General features: G+C 70.5%; 17 protein-coding genes. 4 read left to right on the top strand and 13 right to left on the bottom strand.

Features of this window, described 5'->3' with window-relative positions:
• Window positions 1–80 precede the first annotated feature (80 nt).
• On the bottom strand, window positions 81–230 hold the full coding sequence (locus tag FB381_RS04855; protein WP_141779242.1) for a DUF1059 domain-containing protein: 150 nt from the start codon (window positions 228–230) through the stop codon (window positions 81–83).
• 71 nt (window positions 231–301) lie between these two features.
• Between FB381_RS04855 and FB381_RS04850 the strand changes: the two genes are divergently transcribed.
• On the top strand, window positions 302–637 hold the full coding sequence (locus tag FB381_RS04850) for a DUF2530 domain-containing protein (RefSeq protein ID WP_141779241.1): 336 nt from the start codon (window positions 302–304) through the stop codon (window positions 635–637).
• Window positions 638–672: 35 nt separating this feature from the next.
• Here the strand turns inward: FB381_RS04850 and FB381_RS04845 are convergent, their stop codons facing one another.
• The 6 genes from FB381_RS04845 to FB381_RS04825 all read right to left on the bottom strand — a co-directional run bounded on the left by FB381_RS04845 (window position 673) and on the right by FB381_RS04825 (window position 6,329).
• Complete coding sequence (locus FB381_RS04845; RefSeq protein ID WP_141782607.1) at window positions 673–1,467, bottom strand: DUF3027 domain-containing protein; 795 nt, start codon at window positions 1,465–1,467, stop codon at window positions 673–675.
• A 196-nt stretch (window positions 1,468–1,663) separates the two neighbouring features.
• Entirely contained in the window at window positions 1,664–2,215 is a 552-nt protein-coding gene (locus tag FB381_RS04840) for a GTP-binding protein (protein ID WP_084101379.1), read from the bottom strand.
• Window positions 2,216–2,255: 40 nt separating this feature from the next.
• On the bottom strand, window positions 2,256–2,606 hold the full coding sequence (locus FB381_RS04835; RefSeq protein WP_141779240.1) for a DUF742 domain-containing protein: 351 nt from the start codon (window positions 2,604–2,606) through the stop codon (window positions 2,256–2,258).
• A gap of 27 nt (window positions 2,607–2,633) precedes the next feature.
• Entirely contained in the window at window positions 2,634–2,876 is a 243-nt protein-coding gene (locus FB381_RS24570; RefSeq protein WP_425465456.1) for a roadblock/LC7 domain-containing protein, read from the bottom strand.
• Window positions 2,818–3,030 (bottom strand): roadblock/LC7 domain-containing protein, encoded by a 213-nt coding sequence (locus tag FB381_RS24565; RefSeq protein WP_425465440.1) that lies wholly within the window; start codon window positions 3,028–3,030, stop codon window positions 2,818–2,820. Before FB381_RS24565 ends, FB381_RS24570 begins: the two co-directional genes overlap by 59 nt.
• Entirely contained in the window at window positions 3,027–6,329 is a 3,303-nt protein-coding gene (locus tag FB381_RS04825) for a HAMP domain-containing sensor histidine kinase (RefSeq protein ID WP_170225050.1), read from the bottom strand. Before FB381_RS04825 ends, FB381_RS24565 begins: the two co-directional genes overlap by 4 nt.
• A gap of 490 nt (window positions 6,330–6,819) precedes the next feature.
• Here FB381_RS04825 and FB381_RS04820 point away from each other — a divergent pair, with 490 nt between their 5' ends.
• A complete protein-coding gene (locus FB381_RS04820) occupies window positions 6,820–7,218 on the top strand; it encodes a cold-shock protein (RefSeq protein ID WP_141779238.1) in 399 nt (132 codons plus the stop codon).
• Between the two features lie 21 nt (window positions 7,219–7,239).
• On the opposite strand, the gene FB381_RS04815 is transcribed toward FB381_RS04820, so the two are convergent.
• From FB381_RS04815 to FB381_RS04805, 3 genes are read right to left on the bottom strand one after another with little or no spacing between them, the layout of a single operon-like run.
• Window positions 7,240–7,950, bottom strand: coding sequence for a M50 family metallopeptidase (locus FB381_RS04815; protein WP_141779237.1), 711 nt, complete (start codon window positions 7,948–7,950; stop codon window positions 7,240–7,242).
• A complete protein-coding gene (gene larE / locus FB381_RS04810) occupies window positions 7,947–8,807 on the bottom strand; it encodes an ATP-dependent sacrificial sulfur transferase LarE (protein WP_141779236.1) in 861 nt (286 codons plus the stop codon). Before larE ends, FB381_RS04815 begins: the two co-directional genes overlap by 4 nt.
• Before the next feature lie 22 nt (window positions 8,808–8,829).
• Window positions 8,830–9,906: a nitrate- and nitrite sensing domain-containing protein gene (locus tag FB381_RS04805; RefSeq protein ID WP_141779235.1), complete on the bottom strand. Its 1,077-nt coding sequence runs from the start codon at window positions 9,904–9,906 to the stop codon at window positions 8,830–8,832.
• A 108-nt stretch (window positions 9,907–10,014) separates the two neighbouring features.
• Between FB381_RS04805 and lepB the strand changes: the two genes are divergently transcribed.
• Entirely contained in the window at window positions 10,015–10,794 is a 780-nt protein-coding gene (gene lepB / locus FB381_RS04800; RefSeq protein ID WP_141779234.1) for a signal peptidase I, read from the top strand.
• A gap of 76 nt (window positions 10,795–10,870) precedes the next feature.
• Here lepB and FB381_RS04795 read toward each other — a convergent pair whose 3' ends face one another.
• The 3 genes from FB381_RS04795 to FB381_RS04785 form a co-directional block, all read right to left on the bottom strand.
• Window positions 10,871–12,091 carry an RDD family protein gene (locus FB381_RS04795; RefSeq protein ID WP_141779233.1) on the bottom strand — a complete coding sequence of 407 codons (1,221 nt, stop codon included), beginning with the start codon at window positions 12,089–12,091 and terminating at the stop codon, window positions 10,871–10,873.
• A 61-nt stretch (window positions 12,092–12,152) separates the two neighbouring features.
• Window positions 12,153–14,252: an FHA domain-containing protein gene (locus tag FB381_RS04790; protein ID WP_141779232.1), complete on the bottom strand. Its 2,100-nt coding sequence runs from the start codon at window positions 14,250–14,252 to the stop codon at window positions 12,153–12,155.
• Window positions 14,249–15,076: a PP2C family protein-serine/threonine phosphatase gene (locus tag FB381_RS04785; protein ID WP_141779231.1), complete on the bottom strand. Its 828-nt coding sequence runs from the start codon at window positions 15,074–15,076 to the stop codon at window positions 14,249–14,251. Before FB381_RS04785 ends, FB381_RS04790 begins: the two co-directional genes overlap by 4 nt.
• A 30-nt stretch (window positions 15,077–15,106) precedes the next feature.
• Here FB381_RS04785 and FB381_RS04780 point away from each other — a divergent pair, with 30 nt between their 5' ends.
• Window positions 15,107–17,356 (top strand): helicase-associated domain-containing protein, encoded by a 2,250-nt coding sequence (locus tag FB381_RS04780; protein WP_425465439.1) that lies wholly within the window; start codon window positions 15,107–15,109, stop codon window positions 17,354–17,356.
• Window positions 17,357–17,360 lie beyond the last annotated feature (4 nt).

Here is a 17,360-nt window from a genome sequence, read left to right as displayed (position 1 = left end):
TAAGCATAACTGCTTACCATCGCTAACTATTCCCGCAGACCTGTCGAAGCGGGTGAACGGGTCTCAGCGGCGCGAGCCGGTCAGGACATCGCGGCGAGCATCAGGATCTCGTCGCGGCTGTAGGTGCGGTCGGGGTGCGCCTCGGCGAGGTGCTCCTGCACCTTCTCGACCAGCTCGTCGTCGGTCTCGGTGCGGAAGTTGGAGCCACAGGGGCAGCGAAGCGAAGCCATGCCTCCCAGCGTAGCGCCCGGTCGAGACCCACAGGTGTCGCGCTCCCCGCTCCTCGCCTAGATTGGAGCCCATGAACGACCAGTGGCGCGACGAGGACTACTCCGGCACCTACCCGGAGCAGCACTACGACGCCTACGAGGGCGACTACTACGCCGCCGACGACCCGGGCTACGCCGAGGCACCTCCCGAGCCGAAGATCGAGCTCGTCGACGAAGACGGTGTCAGAGCCTTCGAGCTCTCGACGCTCGGCTGGCTGGTCGCGTTCGTCGCCCTGCTCCCCTTCTGGGGCCTGCTCAGCGACCGCGGCTGGACCTGGTGGGTCTGGACCTGCCTGGCCGCCTTCGGCATCGGCGCCATCGGCATCGAGGTCACCCGGCGACGCAGGGCGCGTCGGATGCGCAACTGACCCAGGCGCCCGTTAGGCGTTGGGCGCGTCTCGGGTCAGAGCGCCTCGACGTCGAGGCTGAGTGTGTCGAAGACCGGCTCCGGCAACGGCTGCGGCTCGTGCTTCTTCGCCAGCCGCACCTCCGAGTGCGCACCGCACCCGTGGTTGAGGCTGACCACCTTGCCGTCGTCGTTCGCGTCGCCGTTGGCGCACACCCCGAAGCTGGAGGCGAGGTGACCGGTGAGCCGGACCAGGAAGCCACAGCTGTGGCACTGGTCGGGGGCAGCCTGGGCGAGCGGCGCCTCGGGGCCGCCGTCACCGGCGTACCACCGCTCGGCGGCGTCGTCGAAGCCGGAGGCGGAGAGGGTACGGACGCGGCCGAGACCGAGGTCCTTGGCGACCTGGCGCACCTGAGCCTTCTCGTCGGCGTCGAGCGGGTCGTCACCGAAGGCGTACGTCGGGACCAACCGCTCGTCGTCGTCCTCGACCGGCAGCAGATCGCCGGGAGTGAGATCGCCGGGCTTGATCCGGTCGCGGTAGGGAACCCAGGCAGGTGCCACGACCGCTGCGTCACCCGGGACCAGGACTACCTCGTTGACGGTCAGCCGGCTCGTGTCGCCCAGCACGGGGACGTAGACGACCGTGACCGACCAGTGCCAGCCCACATAGCCCTTGCGGGTGCAGGCGAACAGGTGGGTCACGACGCCCGGACCGGCGCCCTCCTCGGCCACATGGCCGAGGTGTTCTCCGACGTCACCGGCTGGGACGTCGGACAGGAGCGCGGAGCGGGCCTCGTCGACGGCAGCGACGGCCGTCGCATCGGCGTACGGGGTCGTGATCACGGACCACATCCTCGCCCACAGGCGTCTCAGGTTCCACTTCGGGGTCACCTTGCGCCACCACAACCTGAACTTCCGCACAACTCGTCATCCTCGCAGACGCCCGCCGCTACCGCACAGTCAGGGCTCGCCACACCTCTCCTGAAATGCCCGACACCCGCCGGAGCCGGGCTCCAACGGGTGTCGGGGTGTGATCGCGGGTCGCGGACTACTGCAGCGCGCGGGTCGAGACCATCGAGAGGACGTACTCGACCAGAGAGATCAGCGTCGCCTTGGTCGACTGGCGGTCGCGAGCGTCGCAGGTGACGATCGGGATGTCCGGGCGAAGAGCCAGGGCCTCACGGATCTGCTCCGGCTTGTAGGCCTGGTTGGCACCGAAGACGTTGTGCGCCACCACGAACGGCACGTTGCGGGACTCGAAGTAGTCGATCGCGCCGAAGGAGTCGGCGAGGCGACGGGTGTCGATGAGCACCACAGCACCGATGGCGCCCTGGGTCAGGTCGTCCCACATGAACCAGAACCGGTTCTGGCCCGGCGTACCGAAGAGGTAGAGGATCAGGTCGGAGTCCAACGAGACCCGGCCGAAGTCCATCGCGACGGTCGTCGTCTTCTTGTTGGGCACGGCGGAGAGGTCGTCGACACCGGCCGTGGCCTGCGTCATCACGGCCTCGGTCGTCAGCGGGACGATCTCCGAGACGGATCCGACGAAGGTCGTCTTACCAACGCCGAACCCTCCGGCGATGACGATCTTCGCAGACATTGTCGCCTGCTTGGAGTCGGTGGTCACTGCATTACTCCTGTCAAAGCTTCCTCAGGCCGGACAGCACGCGCTCGAGGAGAGCGGTGTCCGGGGCGTCCGGGACCTTGCTGGCGTGCACCTGCACCACGCCGCGTTCTGCAAGGTCACCGATCAGGACTCGGGCGACACCAAGGGGCACCCGGATGAGTGCCGCGACCTCAGCGACGGAACGGCTCTCACGGCAGAGCTCGGCGATCGTCCGCTCCTCTGGCGAACGGACGTATCCGTCGATCACATACCGGTCGGTGATCACCAGGGCTTCCAGCGGGAAGACGCGCTTGGGTTGAGTGCGTCCACGGGTCAGGGCGTACGGCCTGACCAGCGGCGGCGGTTCGGAGGCGTGGTTGCTCACGATCTCAGTCCTAGGGTCGGGGCACGATCAGGCGCCGGTTCTGGCATCTGGGGTGAGGGCGGTGGCGACACGCGAGATCAGCAGCTGCATCTGGTAGCCAACCTGTCCCAGATCGCAGTCGGGGGCGGCGAGGGCGGCAAGGCTGGAGCCCTCACCAACCGCCATGAGAACCAGATAGCCACCGTCCATCTCGATGACCATCTGCTGGACGTTACCCGCGGCGAAGCAGCGCGCTGCTCCCTGGGTAAGACTGGTGAGACCGGAGGCGATCGCCGAGAGCTGGTCGGCCCGGTCCGGGGGGGAAGTCGACGGAGCTGGCCATCGGCATGCCATCAGCCGACACCAGGATCGCGTGGGCGATGTCGGGGGTGCGCTGGGTCAGGCTGTCGACAAGCCAGTCCAGTCCTGCGGGGGCCGTTGTCACTGCTGCTCCTCACCTTCGGGGTTGCTTTCCGCCTCAGCGGGATTGTTGCGGGCGCGGCTGACGCCCTTCTGGAAGCTGGACATGCCGCGAGTGCGGCGGGCGTCCATGTTACGCGGACCTGATGTCGGCGGTGTGACCGAAGGGGCCGCGCCGGGGATGAGGTTCTGACCAGGGACACGTACGGGGAGGCCACCCTGAGTGATCGACTCGGGGTCCTGCTCCTGAAGCTGCTCGAGCTCCTGGGCGCGGCGCCAACCTTCGTCACCGGGCGAGGACCAGCTCGGCGGCGTCGTCGGCTCGTCGTCCTGGGGAGCCTGGTCGTCGGCCGGCGCACCGGGAGCTGCGGGCGCAGCGCCGGCGTCTCCGGGCTTGGCTCCGTTGGCCGCCTTGGCGGCCGGACCCTCGAGCGGGTCGCTCAGCGGGTCGCCCTTGGCCTCCATCGCGCGGCGCGCACCGAGCGGCCGGCGACGGGTGAACCACTCCGACTGGAGGTCGTCGAAGATCGAGCCACCCTGGTCGTCCTCGAGGATCTGCACCTCGGTGGTCGAGTCGAGCGGGCTGGCCGCGTTGGTCGGCTCGGGCGCCATCGGGCCCGGGGCGATCGCGTCGCCGGCGGGACCGAACGGGTCGTCGTCCGGACCGAAGCCCGGAGGCGGCGTGCGCGGAGTGGTGTGCTCGTTGGGACGCTCGAACGTACGGAAGGAGCCGGTGTTGGTGCCGAACGGGCTGCCGCCCTGACCGCCCGGGTCGCGCCGCGGCAGGTCGTCGGTCTGGCTCGGGTCGAATCGACCGTCGGGGAACCGCGCGGCCAGATCCTCGGCCTTGCGAACCGGCAGCATGTTGGACAGGAAGCTCTGCGGCTGTCCGCCCGGCTGGCCGCCCTGTTGCTGGGGCTGCTGCGGCTGCTGCGGCGCCTGGTTGCCACCGAACGGGTCGCCACCGAACTGCTGCTGGCTGCCGCTGAACTGCTGCGGCTGAGCGGGGAAGCTGCCGCTGCGGGAGGTCGGGCCCTCGAAGCCCGGGTCGCCCGGCATCGGCGGCACGCCACCGTACGCAGGCTGCTGACCGGTCTGCGGACCGTTCTGCCCGAAGCCGTTGTGCTGACCGGAGAAGCCGTTGGCGCCCTGCTGCGGGAACGACCCGGTGCCGCCGGCGAGGTTGGGGTGGTTGGAGGCACCCGGGGTGCGGCTCGGCAGCGCCGGGGCCGCGGCCGAGTTCATCGGCGCCTCCGGCGCGGGGAGCGCGCCGACGGGAACGTCGTAGGGGTTGCCGCCGGCGTAGGGCTGCGAGTCGTAGGCAGGCATGCCGTACTGCATCTCGTAGGGAAGCTCACCGGTGACGGGGTAGCCGCCGGTCTGCTGCCCGTAGCCGCCCTGGAAGGCGTAGGCGTCGTAGCCCTGCTGCTCGGCCGAGGGGGCCTCGGCGTGGGCGCCGACGATCGTGGTGACCGGCATCTCGACCCGCGCGACCACACCGCGGGGGCGGTTGGGCACGAGCTCGATGTAGAGGCCGTGGCGCGCCGCGAGGCGCGCGACCACGACGAGACCCATCATCCGGGCGACGTCGGCGTCGAGGCCGGTGGCGCGGCGCAGCTTCATGTTGGCCGCGTCGAGCTCCTCCGGCGTCATCCCGATGCCGAGGTCTTCGATCTCCACCAGCAGCGGCGCGGCCGGGCCGGCGCGGAAGGTGCGGATCGTGACCGCGGTGTCGGGCGGGGAGAAGTTGGTGGCGTTCTCGATCATCTCCGCGAGGAGGTGCACGAGGTCACCGGCGATCGCGCCCTCGAACTCCGCGTTCTCCTCGGAGTCGATGTCGACCCGGGCGAACTGCTCGATCTCAGAGGCGGCCGCACGCAGCACGTCGAGCACCGGCACGGGGCCGCGAGCGGCGTGGCCGATCTCGCCGCCGGCGAGGACGAGGAGGGACTCGTCGTTGCGGCGCATACGGGTCGCGAGGTGGTCGAGGCGGAACAGGTTGGCGAGGTCGTCGGGGTCCTGCTCGTTGGCCTCGAGCTGGTCGATGAGCTGGAGCTGACGCTCGACGAGGCTCTGCGAACGGCGGGAGAGGTTCATGAACATCTTGTCGACGTTCGTACGCAGCTCGGCCTGCTCGCCGGCGAGCCGGACCGCCTCGACGTGGACCGCGTCGAACGCGTCGGCGACGTCGCCGATCTCGTCTCGACGGGCGATGTCGAGCGGCTCCACATAGGTGTCGACCGGGCCTTCGGCCTGGTTCATGTAGGTGACTCGCTCAGGCAGGTCGTGGTTGGCCAGGTTGTAGGCCAGACGACGCAGCTGACTCAGCGGCGACAGGATGGAGCGGGCCGCGACCAGACCGACGGCGAGAGCGAAGATCAGCACGCCGAGGACGAGGACACCGATGATGATGGCGTCGCGGGTCGCGTCGTCCTTGATCTGGCCGACGTCGTCGCTGATCTCCTGGGCGGTCGCGACGATCATCTTCTGCAGACCGCGGATGAACTCGGTGCTGGCGCCGGTGTACTGGTCCGGGCTCATCTTGATCCGGTCCATGCTGCCGCTGGAGATCACCTGGTTGACGACCCGGTGCGCGGGGGCTCCGATCGAGCCGTCGGTGGTGGTGTCGTTGGTCAGCTCGTCGAGCATCTTCTGGATGTCGGGAGAGGTCTTGAGGTAGTAGTCGGAGGTGGACAGGCGCCACTTGGCCTCGGCACGCGCGAGCTCGGCGAAATCCTCGTCGCTGAGCACGTCGGGGTTGACCTCGCCGTTCTTCTCCCTGACCGCCTTCTCGCCGAGCGCCTTCATCATGATGACGCGCTCGGTGCCCATCGCCTCCGAGGCGGGGCGCACGTTGCTGATCGCGGAGATCTTGGAGAAGACGTCGTCGTCCTCCAGGGTCGGCATCTGCGCGGAGATGCCGAAGAGGTTGTTCATCACGTTCGTGTAGGCCAGCTGCGCCTCGACCGCGGTGTCCTTCTCCTGGATCTGGGCGCGCAGGTCGTCGATGCCGTTCAGCGCCTGCTGGATCTCGACGATGTTGTTCTCGAGGTCCTTGTCGTCGCCGGCGTCGATCTCCTTCGCCTTGGCGCTCCACGCCTCGATCGACTCGTCGGTCGTCTGCTGCAGAGGCCGCATGACGACCTCGGGAACGCCCGCAAGGGCACCGTCACGCTCGAAGAGGATGTTGATCGCGAGGTTGTAGGTGTCAGGCAGCGCCTGGGCGACCGTCTCGGCCTGGCGCGCTTCCGCCTGAGCTGAGAGGGCGCGCGAAATGCTCAGCCCGCCGAACACCATGGCCGCGATGGTCGGGATGAGCAGCACGAAGATCAGGCGTGCTCGAATTCCCTGCCAGGGCTTTCGTTCCGGACGGTGGGTTGAGCTTGCGTATGGCTCGGCCATTACTCCCTCTCGTGGCCATGTCACATCATTCCCGAGCAAGGTGCACACCGTCTGTGGCGCACACCCAATCCCCCGCCGCGAAGTCTGCCGGCACTCGGGGCGTGCCTGTCTGCAGTCTTTGGCGACGTAAACCTACGTCATAACTGGTCTCGATTACCAATGGTGTGCGAAATCATTTGCAAATCTACTGAGGGGTAGCCGGAGTATACGGCCCCGGCCGAGTCGGGGACCAGCCGTCCGGCCACAGACACCGTGCTGAGCGGCCCGACTGCGGGGTCCTGCCGGGCGGTCCGAAGGGGAATACCTCGCGCGCCTGTAGGCGCCGAGGGCTAGGCTCTCCCGCGTCAGCCGTCACAGTCGCCGGCCGACGTACGTTGTGGAGCGCTGTTGCGCGAGGAAGGGGCAAGCTGCCGTGCCTACTGGCAAGGTTAAGTGGTTCGACGCCGAGAAGGGCTTCGGGTTTCTGTCGCAGGACGACGGCCCGGACGTCTACGTCCACGCCGACGCGCTCCCCGAGGGCGTTGCCAAGACCCTGAAGGCCGGCACCCGGGTGGAGTTCGGCATCGCCCAGGGCCGCCGCGGCGAGCAGGCGCTCTCGGTGACCGTGCTGGAGCGCACGCCTTCCGTCTCCGGCCGTCAGCGTGCGGCCAAGCGCCGCAACCCCGAGGAGATGGAGCTGATCGTCGAGAACGTCATCAAGCTCCTCGACGACATCCGCGACGGCTACGCCAAGGGTCGCCCGCCCACGCGAGAGCTGGGTCAGAAGGTCTCCCCCGCGCTGCGTCAGATCGCCGACGAGTTCGAGCTGTAGGCAGATCGCGCTCGGAACCGGTCAGACCAGGTCGGACAGCGTCGGCACGAGCGTGGTGACACCCACGACGAGCCCGGCGAGGTTGACCACCAGCAGGCCCAGGATCCACATCACCGACGGGATGCCGGTCAGCCCGGCGAGCTGGTCGGGGTCGGATCCGCGGCGCCCACGCGCTCCTCGGCCGAGGAGTTCCAGGAGCGGCCTCGGCGAGGCGAGCAGGAGCAGCCAGGTGACCAGGGTGGCGGCGACGGTCTGGATCCGGTCGTCGCCGTACCAGCTGATCGCGCCCAGCGCCGCCCCGAGCACCAGCAGCACGACGAGGCCGTAGCCGTTGCGCACCCACAGCAGGAGCACGAGCATCGCCGCCACCAGGAGCCACAGCAGCCCGAGGGCGTGACCGGCGGCGAGGAGCGTGGCGCTGAGCAGACCGAGCAGCGCGGGCGCGAGGTAGCCGGCGGCGAGCATCGCCACCATCCCGGGGCCGCTCGGCTTGCCGCGCGAGAGCGTGACCCCCGAGGTGTCGGAGTGGAGCTTGATGCCCGACAGGCGCCGGCCCACCAGCACGGCCACCACCGCGTGGCCCGCCTCGTGGACGACGGTGACCCCGAGGCGTACGGTGCGCCACGACGTACGCCACACGACCAGCGCCAGGGCGACGAGCCCGGCACCGATCAGCCAGGGCGCTTCGGGCACGGCTTGGGTCGCGGTGATCGTGTGCCAGAAGTCGATCACCGGGGCGCCTGCCTCGATCGCGGTTCGTTCATGGATCCGGAGCGGAAGCCCTTCGGATCGATCACCGCGTCGGTGAATCCTGCGTCGGTCACGGTCGTGAGCACCTCATCAGCTTCGTGGGGGTCGAGAGGCAGGAGGCTAGCCGACAGCTCCACGGTGGCCTTCTCCCCGTGGTCGCGCACGCGCAGGTCGAGCTTGGCGGCGTCGTGTCCGTGGGTGGCCAGGACGCTGCGAAGGTCGCGCTCGGCGCGCTCGACGCGCGCCAGCCGACGCGGGGTGACCTCGAGGCCGTAGGCGATGCGGCTGGAGAGGCAGGCGGCGGCCGGCTTGTCCCAGGTGGGCAGGCCCCAGATCCGCGAGGCCTCGCGGATCTGGGCCTTGGTGAGGCCGGCGTCCTTGAGCGGGGTGATCGCGCCGCGCTCGGCGGCCGCGCGGATGCCCGGCCGCAGCCCACCGAGACCTTCGACGGCGTCGTCGGCGTTGGTGCCGGTGGCCACGTGGGCGAGACCGAGCTCGCGGGCCAGCGGGGTCAGGGTGTCGAGCAGCTCGGCCTTGCAGAAGAAGCAGCGGTCGGTGCCGTTGGCGCGGTAGCCCTCCCGCTCGATCTCGTGGGTGCGCGGGGTGATGAGGCGTACGCCGAGGCTCTGCGCCAGCTCCGCGGCCGGGTCCCTCTCGGAGACCGGGAGACTGTGCGAGTAGCCGGTCGCGGCAGCCACGTTGTCGCTGGTCAGGACCCTGGTGGCGGCGGCGAGGAGGAAGGCGCTGTCGGCACCGCCCGAATAGGCGACCAAGACACTTCCCCGCACCTCGAGATCGTGCTCGAGAGCCTCGAGACGACGGGCGAGTTCTGGAGACACGCGTCGAGCGTATCGGGGCCGATCACACCCGGCGGCGACTCAGGACGATGCCGAGCACGAGCAGCACCAGCGCGACCACGAGCAGCACCACGACGACGCAGACGACACCGATGACGATCATCAGTGCGGTGGTGCTCGCGTCCTGTCGGATCTGAGCGGCATCGGCGCTCACCTCCTCGGCGGACCCGGCCGATATCCGCTGCAGCCCCAGGGTCAGGTCCAAGACCGAGGAGAAGTAGCTCCCCGGGGTCGCGGCGACCTTTCCGAGGCCGCCGTCGATGACCTCGCCGACCGCCTGCTGAGCAGGTGTGCCGACGGCGCCCTCCTCGGCCGTCCCGTCGGTGAGCTGGTCGAGGGCGTGACGCTGCTCGTCGGAGGTGTGCGCGTAGAAGTCGCCCAGGGACGTACGCCACGTGGCTTCGGCCTCGGCCAGCGCGGCCAGCTCTCGATCACCGGCTCGCGATGGCTGGGTGGGCCCCGCAGCCATCTCCTGCGGCACGAGGGCAGCCATGATGCTCCGCTCCTGGCCGAGGGCGACCCAGGCCGCGCCGAGGTCGGCGAGCGCCTTGCTCCGCGTGTCGTCGGCTTCCTCGCCGAGCGACGGCATCCGCGCCGGGAGGCCGAACAGGCTGGTGGTCAGATCGGTGTATCGCCGGGCCGCCTCCGACCGGGTAGCCTTCTTCCGGAGCTGCTCGCGCAGGTCGTCGATCCCGTTCAGCTCGCCGCGGATGTCAGCGACCTGACGCCCGAGCTCCTCGTCGCCGTCGGTGTCGATCGCCCGCGCCGCGCTCAGCCAGGCCTTGATCGTCACATCGGTCGCCTCCTGCAGAGGACGCATCACGACGGGAGGCACGCCGGCCAGCCGGCCGTCGCGCTCGGAGAGCAGGGAGGAGGCCACGGCGTACGTCTCCGGCAGCGCCTCGGCGACCGACTCCGCCTGACGAGCGTCCTCCTCGGCGGCGAGGGCGCGCGAGATGCCCGATCCACCGACGACTGCTGCCGCGACAGCGAGGAGGAGGACGACCGCGAGAGCGACCCAGATCCACCACGGGCGCTTCCTGGCAAGGTCTCGGGCGGTCGGTTCGGCGATCTGGGTCATCGGACTCTCTTGTCATCACGTGAACGGCATCCCGAGTGGTGTCAACCTAGCGGTCGGCGGCCGGGCGCGACCCTGAATTTCGACGGCTCGCGGGTAGGGTCCGGATGCATGGGGGCCATGAACGAGGAGCCGGCAGCCGGGTCGGGCCAGGGGTCCAGGGGATTCCTGCGCTCGCTCGGCGAGATCGTGATCATCGCGGTCACGGCGGTGCTGCTGGCCATCTTCATCAAGACCTTCCTGGTGCAGGCGTTCTACATCCCGTCCGGGTCGATGGAGCCCGGTCTCGCGATCAACGACCGGGTGCTGGTCGAGAAACCCTCCTACTGGCTGGGCGGCTCCCCCGAGCGCGGCGACGTGGTCGTCTTCGCCGATCCCGGTGACTGGATCTTCGCCAACCAGATCCCACCCTCACCCTCCGGCTTTCGGGCCGCGCTCTCGAAGATCGGGCTCTACCCCAGCGGCGACCACCTCGTGAAACGGGTCATCGGCGTCGGCGGCGACACCGTCGAGTGCTGCGACTCGGGGCGCATCCTCGTCAACGGCACCGCTCTCGACGAGACCTCGTTCATCGCCCCGACCGACCACTGCGACGGGCCGATGACCCAGGACAACGGCGCCTATCTCGCGGGCGGCTGCAAGGGCTGGAAGGCGGTCGTCCCGAAGGGTCGGCTCTTCGTGATGGGTGACAACCGCGCCAACTCCGCCGACTCCTCCTTCCACCTGTGCAGCCCGAAGCGTCAGAGGTCGACCGACCCCGCGATCAAGGAGACCTGCTCGAGCGCGTACGTGCCGGTCTCCGACGTCGTCGGCCGTGTCGCAGCCGTCTTCTGGCCGACCGACCGCTTCGGTCTCGAGCATCGCCCCGCGACCTTCGACAACGTCGACTGAGCGCCGAGAAGTCACGCACGCAGGCCGAGAAGTCACGAGCGTGACTTCTCGGCCTGCAGGGGTGACTTCTCGGCGCTCAGGCCTCGCGCACGACGTCCATGGTGCGGTCGCCGAACTTGACCTTGTCGCCGTCGATCAGCGCCGCCGGGCGGCGGGCACCGAGGGCCCTGGCGGCGCCCTTGCGGATCAGGGTGCTGCCGTTGGTGGAGCCGCGGTCCATGACCACGAGGCTGCCGTCGGCAGCGACCTGGAACTGGGCGTGGGTCTTCGACAGGGACATGTCGCTGGAGGGAAGGGCAACCCGGTGGGAGACCTCCTCGCCCGGACGCGGCTCCGGGCCGCGGCCGACGATGGCGAGGCCCTCGACGACGAAGCTCTGCCCCGTGTCGAAGGTGACCTTCCAGCGAGCCGTCGCCGCGGGAGGTGCGGTCGTCGGCGGGGGCGGCGGAGCGGCAGGCTGCGCAGGAGCCGGAGGAGCCGGAGGAGCCGCCGGAGCCGGAGGCGTCGGCACCGGCGCGGCCGGGGTCTGGCGAGCGGCGGGAGTCGGCCCGACCTGAGTCGGGGCGTCCTGGGCGGCCGCGGCCGCCCGAGCCTGATCGATCCGAGCCTGGTCGGCCGGGTCGCCCTGGAACTGGACGACCGGGGCCGACGGGTCCTGGGTCGGGGCCTTCTGCGCCGGCACGGTCTGGGTCGGAGCCGCAGGGGTCTCCGGCCTGGCCGACCGCTCCGGTGCGGCCTCGGCCTGCTTCAGACGCATGGTGGTCAGGTTGACGATGCGACGCGGCGCCGGAGCCTCCTCCTCTGCCTCGACGACGACCGGCGGACGTACGTCGACGACGACGGAGCCCGCGCGACGGTCGTGCCAGCCCTGACGGCGACCACGGTCGTCCATGGCCGCGACCCAGGCGAAGGTGGCGGTGCCGATGCCGAGCGTCGGGATGGTGCACAGCCCGAGCAGGCCCTGGCGTACGAACGCCTTTCCGACGCCGATGGGGCCACCCCCGGATCCCGCGTCGTCGCTGACCACACGGAGACCGAGCGCCACCTTCCCGGGGGTCTTGCCACCGGAGCCGGTCAGCACGGCACCGACCAGCCAGACCACCAGCACGACACCGAGAACCAGCGCGACCCCGGGCAGCGGGCTGCCGTTGCGGAAGAAGACCAGCCAGGCGACGAACGCCGCCGCGGCGAAGATCGCCCAGGCGATCACCCTGTCGATCGCGAACGCGTAGAACCGGCGGTCCGGCTCCGCGATCGCAGCCTCGACCACCGGGCCCTGGATGCCGGCAGCACTCATGCCGCCGCCCCCGTGGCACAGAGCGAACACGGAGGCGGCGGCATCAGCAGATGCTGGTGGATCACGGGTTGGTCACCCGGATTGTCAGACTGTCACCGAGGTCGATGACAGCACCGGGCATGAGCTGGACGGGTACGCCGGGGCGGAGGTCCTCCGGGCCGAGCCCGGGCTGGACCAGCACGGTGCCGTTGGTCGAGCCGAGGTCGGTGACCACCGCAGCACCGTGGTCGACCCCGGCACCCGGCCGGATCTCACAGTGGGTCGAGGAGATCTCCTGGTGCGGGCTCGGCACGGTCACCAGCATCGGCTGCTCGGTGGGCGTGAACCGGCTCGCCTCGGGCGCACGGCCCACCAGCACGACCCGGTCGACCTCGACGCGGTCGCCGCTGGAGAACTCCAGACGCGCAACCGGGTAGGCGGTCACCTTCGGGGCCTCGGGCTGGCCGGGGATCCCGGCGAGGCCGGCGTTGAGGTCTTCACCGACACCGATGCGGGTCAGACCGTCGTGGTCGTCCTCGTCGGGGTTGGGCTCCTCCCAGGACTGCTCCTCGGGCGCCTCCGGCGCCGGAGGCGCCGAGGGCGGGGCGGGCGGCGCCGGCGGGAACGGGAACGCACCCGGGGCCGGTGGCGCGGGCGGGGCCGGCGGGATGTCACCCACCGACGACTCGGCCGGCGGACCGTCCAGCGGCGGGCCAGCGAGCGGCGGACCCTCGGCGGGCGGACCGTCCAGCGGCGGGCCGTCCAGGGGCGGGCCGTCGACCATCGGCCCGTCGAGCGGCTCGCCGTCCGAGACGTGATCGCCCTCTGGTGCAGCCTCGGCCTCGGCGTCGCCCCCAGCGGGCACGTCGGCCTGCGACTCGACGTCCGCGTCGGCGAAGGCCGCGGGCGGCCCGTCGATCGGCGGCGGCGGAGGGGTCAGCGGCGGCGGGGGCGGCACCGGCGGCGGACCGAACTCGGGCGCAGCGGCCGACTCCGGCTGCTCGTGGCCGGGCTCGTCGTCCGACGCCTCGAACGACCGGCTGTCATAGCCCTGGTCGTCATAGCCTTGGTCGTCGAAGGTCTTCTCGTCGACGGCCTGAAGGACCTCCGTCTCGTCGTCCGCACCGGCGTCACCGTCGGAGAGCGGGTCCGGGGAGACCGCGGGCGGCCCGAAGGACGACGCCACCGCAGCGGCGTGCTCGTCGCTGGCGTAGTCGTCCTCATAGCCGTGCGAGCCCGCGTCGGGGGCCTGCTCGTCGGACTGCTCCGAAGCACCGGGGAGCTCGAAGGACTCGGTGTGCTCGGTCAGGTCGTCGTGGCGCGGCGCCAAGGCATCGCCGGACTCCTCGCCGCGGCTCACCGAGATCGGCTCGTCCGAGTCGGGCTCCTGGCCGAGGGCAGCGTCATCATCGGAGTCGTAGCCCGACTCAGAGTCGCCGTCAGACTGATCGCCGGAGACCGGGATCGGGGGCACGACCGACAGCGACGGCGCCGCGGACGACTCCTCCTCGACCGGCTGCTCCTCAGCGACGGCCTCGTCGACGCCGTCGCGCTCGGCGGAGTCGTCGTAGTTGTGCTCGGGCAACGGGTCGGAGAGCGGGTCGGCGACGGCCGCGGCCGGCTCGACGCTCTCCTCGTTGCCCTCTTCGACCGCGACCCGGGAGCCGACGAAACCGGCGCGGCTCTCGGGCGAGTCGTCGTGGTTGGACTCCGGGGCGAGCGGCGGGACCTCGAGCCCCGAGACGCGCAGCAGCCCGCCCAGGGCTGTCATCGGCTCACCGGTCGCGCCCTCCTCGCCCAACGAGACCGACATCCGGGTCACACCGTCGAGCGTGCGCTCGACCCACGTCTTCGACGTCGAGCCGTCGACCTCGACCGCCCCCTCACCGGCCTCGAAGGAGACCACCGAAGGACCGCGGACGACCGTGCGTACGCTGCCGCCCTCCGGTGTCACGTCTCCAGAGATGAGGACGAAACCGGGCAACGAGCTGAGCCCGGTCGCGACGAGCGCGTCGAGCACCTCGTCGAACCCGGCACCGTCGTCGACGAGCGCCCAGAGGGCACCCGCGCGGCCCTTCTCCGAAGGCGGGAGCAGCACCGTGGCGCTCTCACCGATGATGCCGAACCACGTGCCCGGCGTATAGGACGTGCTTGCGATGGTTGTCGGCTGACGCTCACTCATGGCAGCACTCCTAGCTTCTGCTCCATACTCACCCTTTGTTGCTCCGAGTCATACGGGTTCTCCTCGGTCAATCCCATCACATCGACCACGATTGCGGTGGCGTTGTCACGCCCGCCTGCCTCGACCGCTGCGGCGACGAGCTTCTCGGCGGTGTCGCGCGCATCGGTCGACTCCGAGGCCAAGATGTCGGAGATCTCAGAATCCGAGATCATTCCGCTCACGCCGTCCGAGCACAGCATCAACCGCGCGCCGACGGGAAGCGTCACCTGGAAGATGTCGGGAACGGCAGGTGCCATCCCGCCCAAGGCCCTGGTCACGACGTTGCGCTCCGGGTGGCGCTCGGCCTCCTCGGGCGTGATCTGGCCGGCGTCGACCAGCTCCTGGACCAGGCTGTGGTCGCGGCTGAGCTGACTCAACGTACCGTCGAAGTATCGGTAGATGCGCGAGTCGCCGACGTTGAGGAGCACCCACAGCGGGCTGCTGCCGCCGTCGGCGATCAGGGCCGCGGCGCACGTCGTGCCGGACTGGTATTCGGCGGATCCGCGCGAGCGCTGCTCGAGCGCGAAGGCCACGATGCGGTCCTGGGCGGCCTGGAGCGCTTCGACCATCGCCTGGCTGCCGGCCTCGGACTCGTAATGGGCGCCGCCGAGCTTGGCGAACTCCTGGATCACCATCTCGCTGGCGATGTCACCACCGTCGTGGCCGCCCATGCCGTCGGCTACGACGAAGACCGGTGGCTCGGCCACGTGGGAGTCCTCGTTGACCTTGCGCACCTGGCCGACGTCGGTGGCCGACCCGTGCGCGATCACTACTTTCCTGGACATCTCGCTCCCTAGGTCTGCCGGGATAGCGTGATGCCGATGGACACAGGCTTCCGCTCACTGGCAGACCAATTGCGCTCTTGGTCCACAGAGCGCATCTCGCACCTGCTTCTTGCTCGTCCTGATCTCGCCACGCCGTCCCCTCATGACTCCAGCCAACTCGCCGCCCGAGCAGCCACCCGCACATCTTTGCAGCACGCTCTGGATGACCTTAACCATCTCGAACTGGTCGTGCTTGATGCCGTTGTCCTGGCGAATCAAACCACCAAAGCCCACCTATCTTCCATGGTGAACGCTGAAGTCGACGCTTCGACACGGGCACTTTCTCATCTGGAGGCACGCTGCCTGGTCTGGCACTCCCTCGGAGGCCTCCGCGCGGTGACCGGGGTCTCGGCCCTGCTGGGCCGCTCCGGCGGGGGCTCGGGGCTGCAACCGTTCACCGGTGACCACGACGATGCCGTACGCCGCCTGGCGGCCGTATCGCCCGAGGCCAGGGCCATGTTGGAGGCCGTCGACGCCGGCGGCGGGCAGGCCTCCTCCGCCCGCGCGCGCACGGACATCTCGGTGGCCGAGGCCGCCGGGCCGGCCGAGGAGCTGATCGCGCACGGCCTGTTGATCGCATCTCCGTCGGGCGGGGAGATGCTGACCCTTCCCGGCGAGGTGGGACTCGCCCTGCGGGGCGGGGTGACCACGCGGGCAGCCGCTGACGTCGCGCCGCCGCTGCCGACCTCCGAGCGCGCTTCCTCGCTGGTCGACCGCGCTGCCGCGGGAGCCGCCTTCGAGGTCGTGCGCAACCTCGAGCTCCTCCACGACGCCTGGGGGTCCACACCTCCTCGGACGTTGCGCGGCGGGGCCGGCCTGACGGTGCGTGACCTGAGGGCGAGCGCCGAGCGGCTCCATGTCTCCGAGTCTGTCGCGGCGCTGCTGGTCGAGGTCGCCTGGGCCTCGGGGCTGCTCGCCCAGAGCGCCGACGAGGAGGGCGACCCGTGCTGGATGCCGACCGACCTCTTCGACCAGTGGCTGCAGCAGCCGATGGCATCGCGATGGGCCCACGTGGCCGGTGCCTGGCTGGCGACACCACGCATCCCCGGGCTGGTCGGCGAGCGAGATGTCGCCGGGAAGACGTGGAACGCGCTCGCTCCCGAGATGGCCGGGGCCACGGTCGCCGAGACGCGGAGACTCACCCTCGGCCTGCTCGCCGACCTGCCCGCAGGAGAGGTGCTCGCCGCGGGCACCGGACCCGCGGCCGTCGTGGCCAGGCTCTCCTGGGAGCGGCCTCGACGCCCGCGCACCCGCACCGAGTCGCGCGAGTCGCTGGTGGCCTGGGCGCTCAGCGAGGCGGAGACGCTCGGGCTGGGCGCCTTCGGCGGGCTGGCTACCTACGGGCGGACGCTGCTCGCCGGCGAGGACGCTGTGGCGGTGCTGGCCGAGCTGCTGCCGGCACCCGTCGACCATGTGCTGCTGCAGGGCGACCTGACCGCGGTCGCCCCCGGGCCGCTCGAACCCACCCTCGGGCGCACGCTCGCCGTGGTCGCGACCGTGGAGTCGCACGGCGGAGCGACGGTCTACCGGTTCACCAAGGAGTCGGTGCGCCGCGCGATGGACCGTGGCTGGACCGCCGCCGAGATCCATGCCTTCCTCGCGGTCGCCTCCCGCACACCGGTGCCGCAGGCGCTGACCTACCTGGTCGATGACACGGCCCGCACCTTCGGCACCGTGCGGGTCGGGTTCGCTGCCGCCTATCTGCGCAGCGACGACGAGACCGCGCTCGCCGAGCTGCTGGCCCACCCGGCGGCCGACTCGCTCGGGCTGCGACGGCTCGCGCCGACCGTGGTGGTCAGCACCGTCGCCCTCGACTCGCTCCTCCCCCGGCTGCGCGAGCTCGGGCTCGCGCCGGTCGTGGAGGCTCCCGACGGCTCGGTCCATGTCGCGCGGCCCGACGCCAAGCGCGCCAAGGCTCGCGCGCGGCGTACGCCCGCGGCCGACGAGGCGCAGGTGACGGCCCGGGCGCGCGCGGTCGCGACGAAGATCAAGGCTGGCGACGAGGTGGCCGACTCCCGGCCGAGGCCGGCCGAGCCGGCCACGACCATGGCGATCCTCCACGAGGCCATCGACGCCGGTGAGCCGGTGGTGCTCTCCTACGTCGACGGCCGCGGGGTGGGCGGCGAGGCACGCGTGGAGCCGTTGGGCGTCGACGGCGGCTTCCTCGAGGCGCGGGTCGGCGACGACCTGCGCACCTTCGCGCTCTCCCGAGTTCGGAGCGTACGACCCTCGCAGCCGTAGGCTG

Source organism: Nocardioides albertanoniae (assembly GCF_006716315.1).
Taxonomy (GTDB): domain Bacteria; phylum Actinomycetota; class Actinomycetes; order Propionibacteriales; family Nocardioidaceae; genus Nocardioides; species Nocardioides albertanoniae.
The sequence above is the reverse complement of the archived record's forward strand: the minus strand, read 5'-3'. Positions and strand labels throughout refer to the sequence as shown.

Bases quoted from the DNA above. Each gene is read 5' to 3' on its own strand.
- FB381_RS04855 (WP_141779242.1), bottom strand. From the start codon at position 230: ATGGCTTCGCTTCGCTGCCCCTGTGGCTCCAACTTCCGCACCGAGACC.
- FB381_RS04850 (WP_141779241.1), top strand. From the start codon at position 302: ATGAACGACCAGTGGCGCGACGAGGACTACTCCGGCACCTACCCGGAG.
- FB381_RS04845 (WP_141782607.1), bottom strand. From the start codon at position 1,467: ATGTGGTCCGTGATCACGACCCCGTACGCCGATGCGACGGCCGTCGCT.
- FB381_RS04840 (WP_084101379.1), bottom strand. From the start codon at position 2,215: ATGTCTGCGAAGATCGTCATCGCCGGAGGGTTCGGCGTTGGTAAGACG.
- FB381_RS04805 (WP_141779235.1), bottom strand. From the start codon at position 9,906: ATGACCCAGATCGCCGAACCGACCGCCCGAGACCTTGCCAGGAAGCGC.
- lepB (WP_141779234.1), top strand. From the start codon at position 10,015: ATGGGGGCCATGAACGAGGAGCCGGCAGCCGGGTCGGGCCAGGGGTCC.
- FB381_RS04795 (WP_141779233.1), bottom strand. From the start codon at position 12,091: ATGAGTGCTGCCGGCATCCAGGGCCCGGTGGTCGAGGCTGCGATCGCG.
- FB381_RS04790 (WP_141779232.1), bottom strand. From the start codon at position 14,252: ATGAGTGAGCGTCAGCCGACAACCATCGCAAGCACGTCCTATACGCCG.
- FB381_RS04785 (WP_141779231.1), bottom strand. From the start codon at position 15,076: ATGTCCAGGAAAGTAGTGATCGCGCACGGGTCGGCCACCGACGTCGGC.
- FB381_RS04780 (WP_425465439.1), top strand. From the start codon at position 15,107: ATGCCGATGGACACAGGCTTCCGCTCACTGGCAGACCAATTGCGCTCT.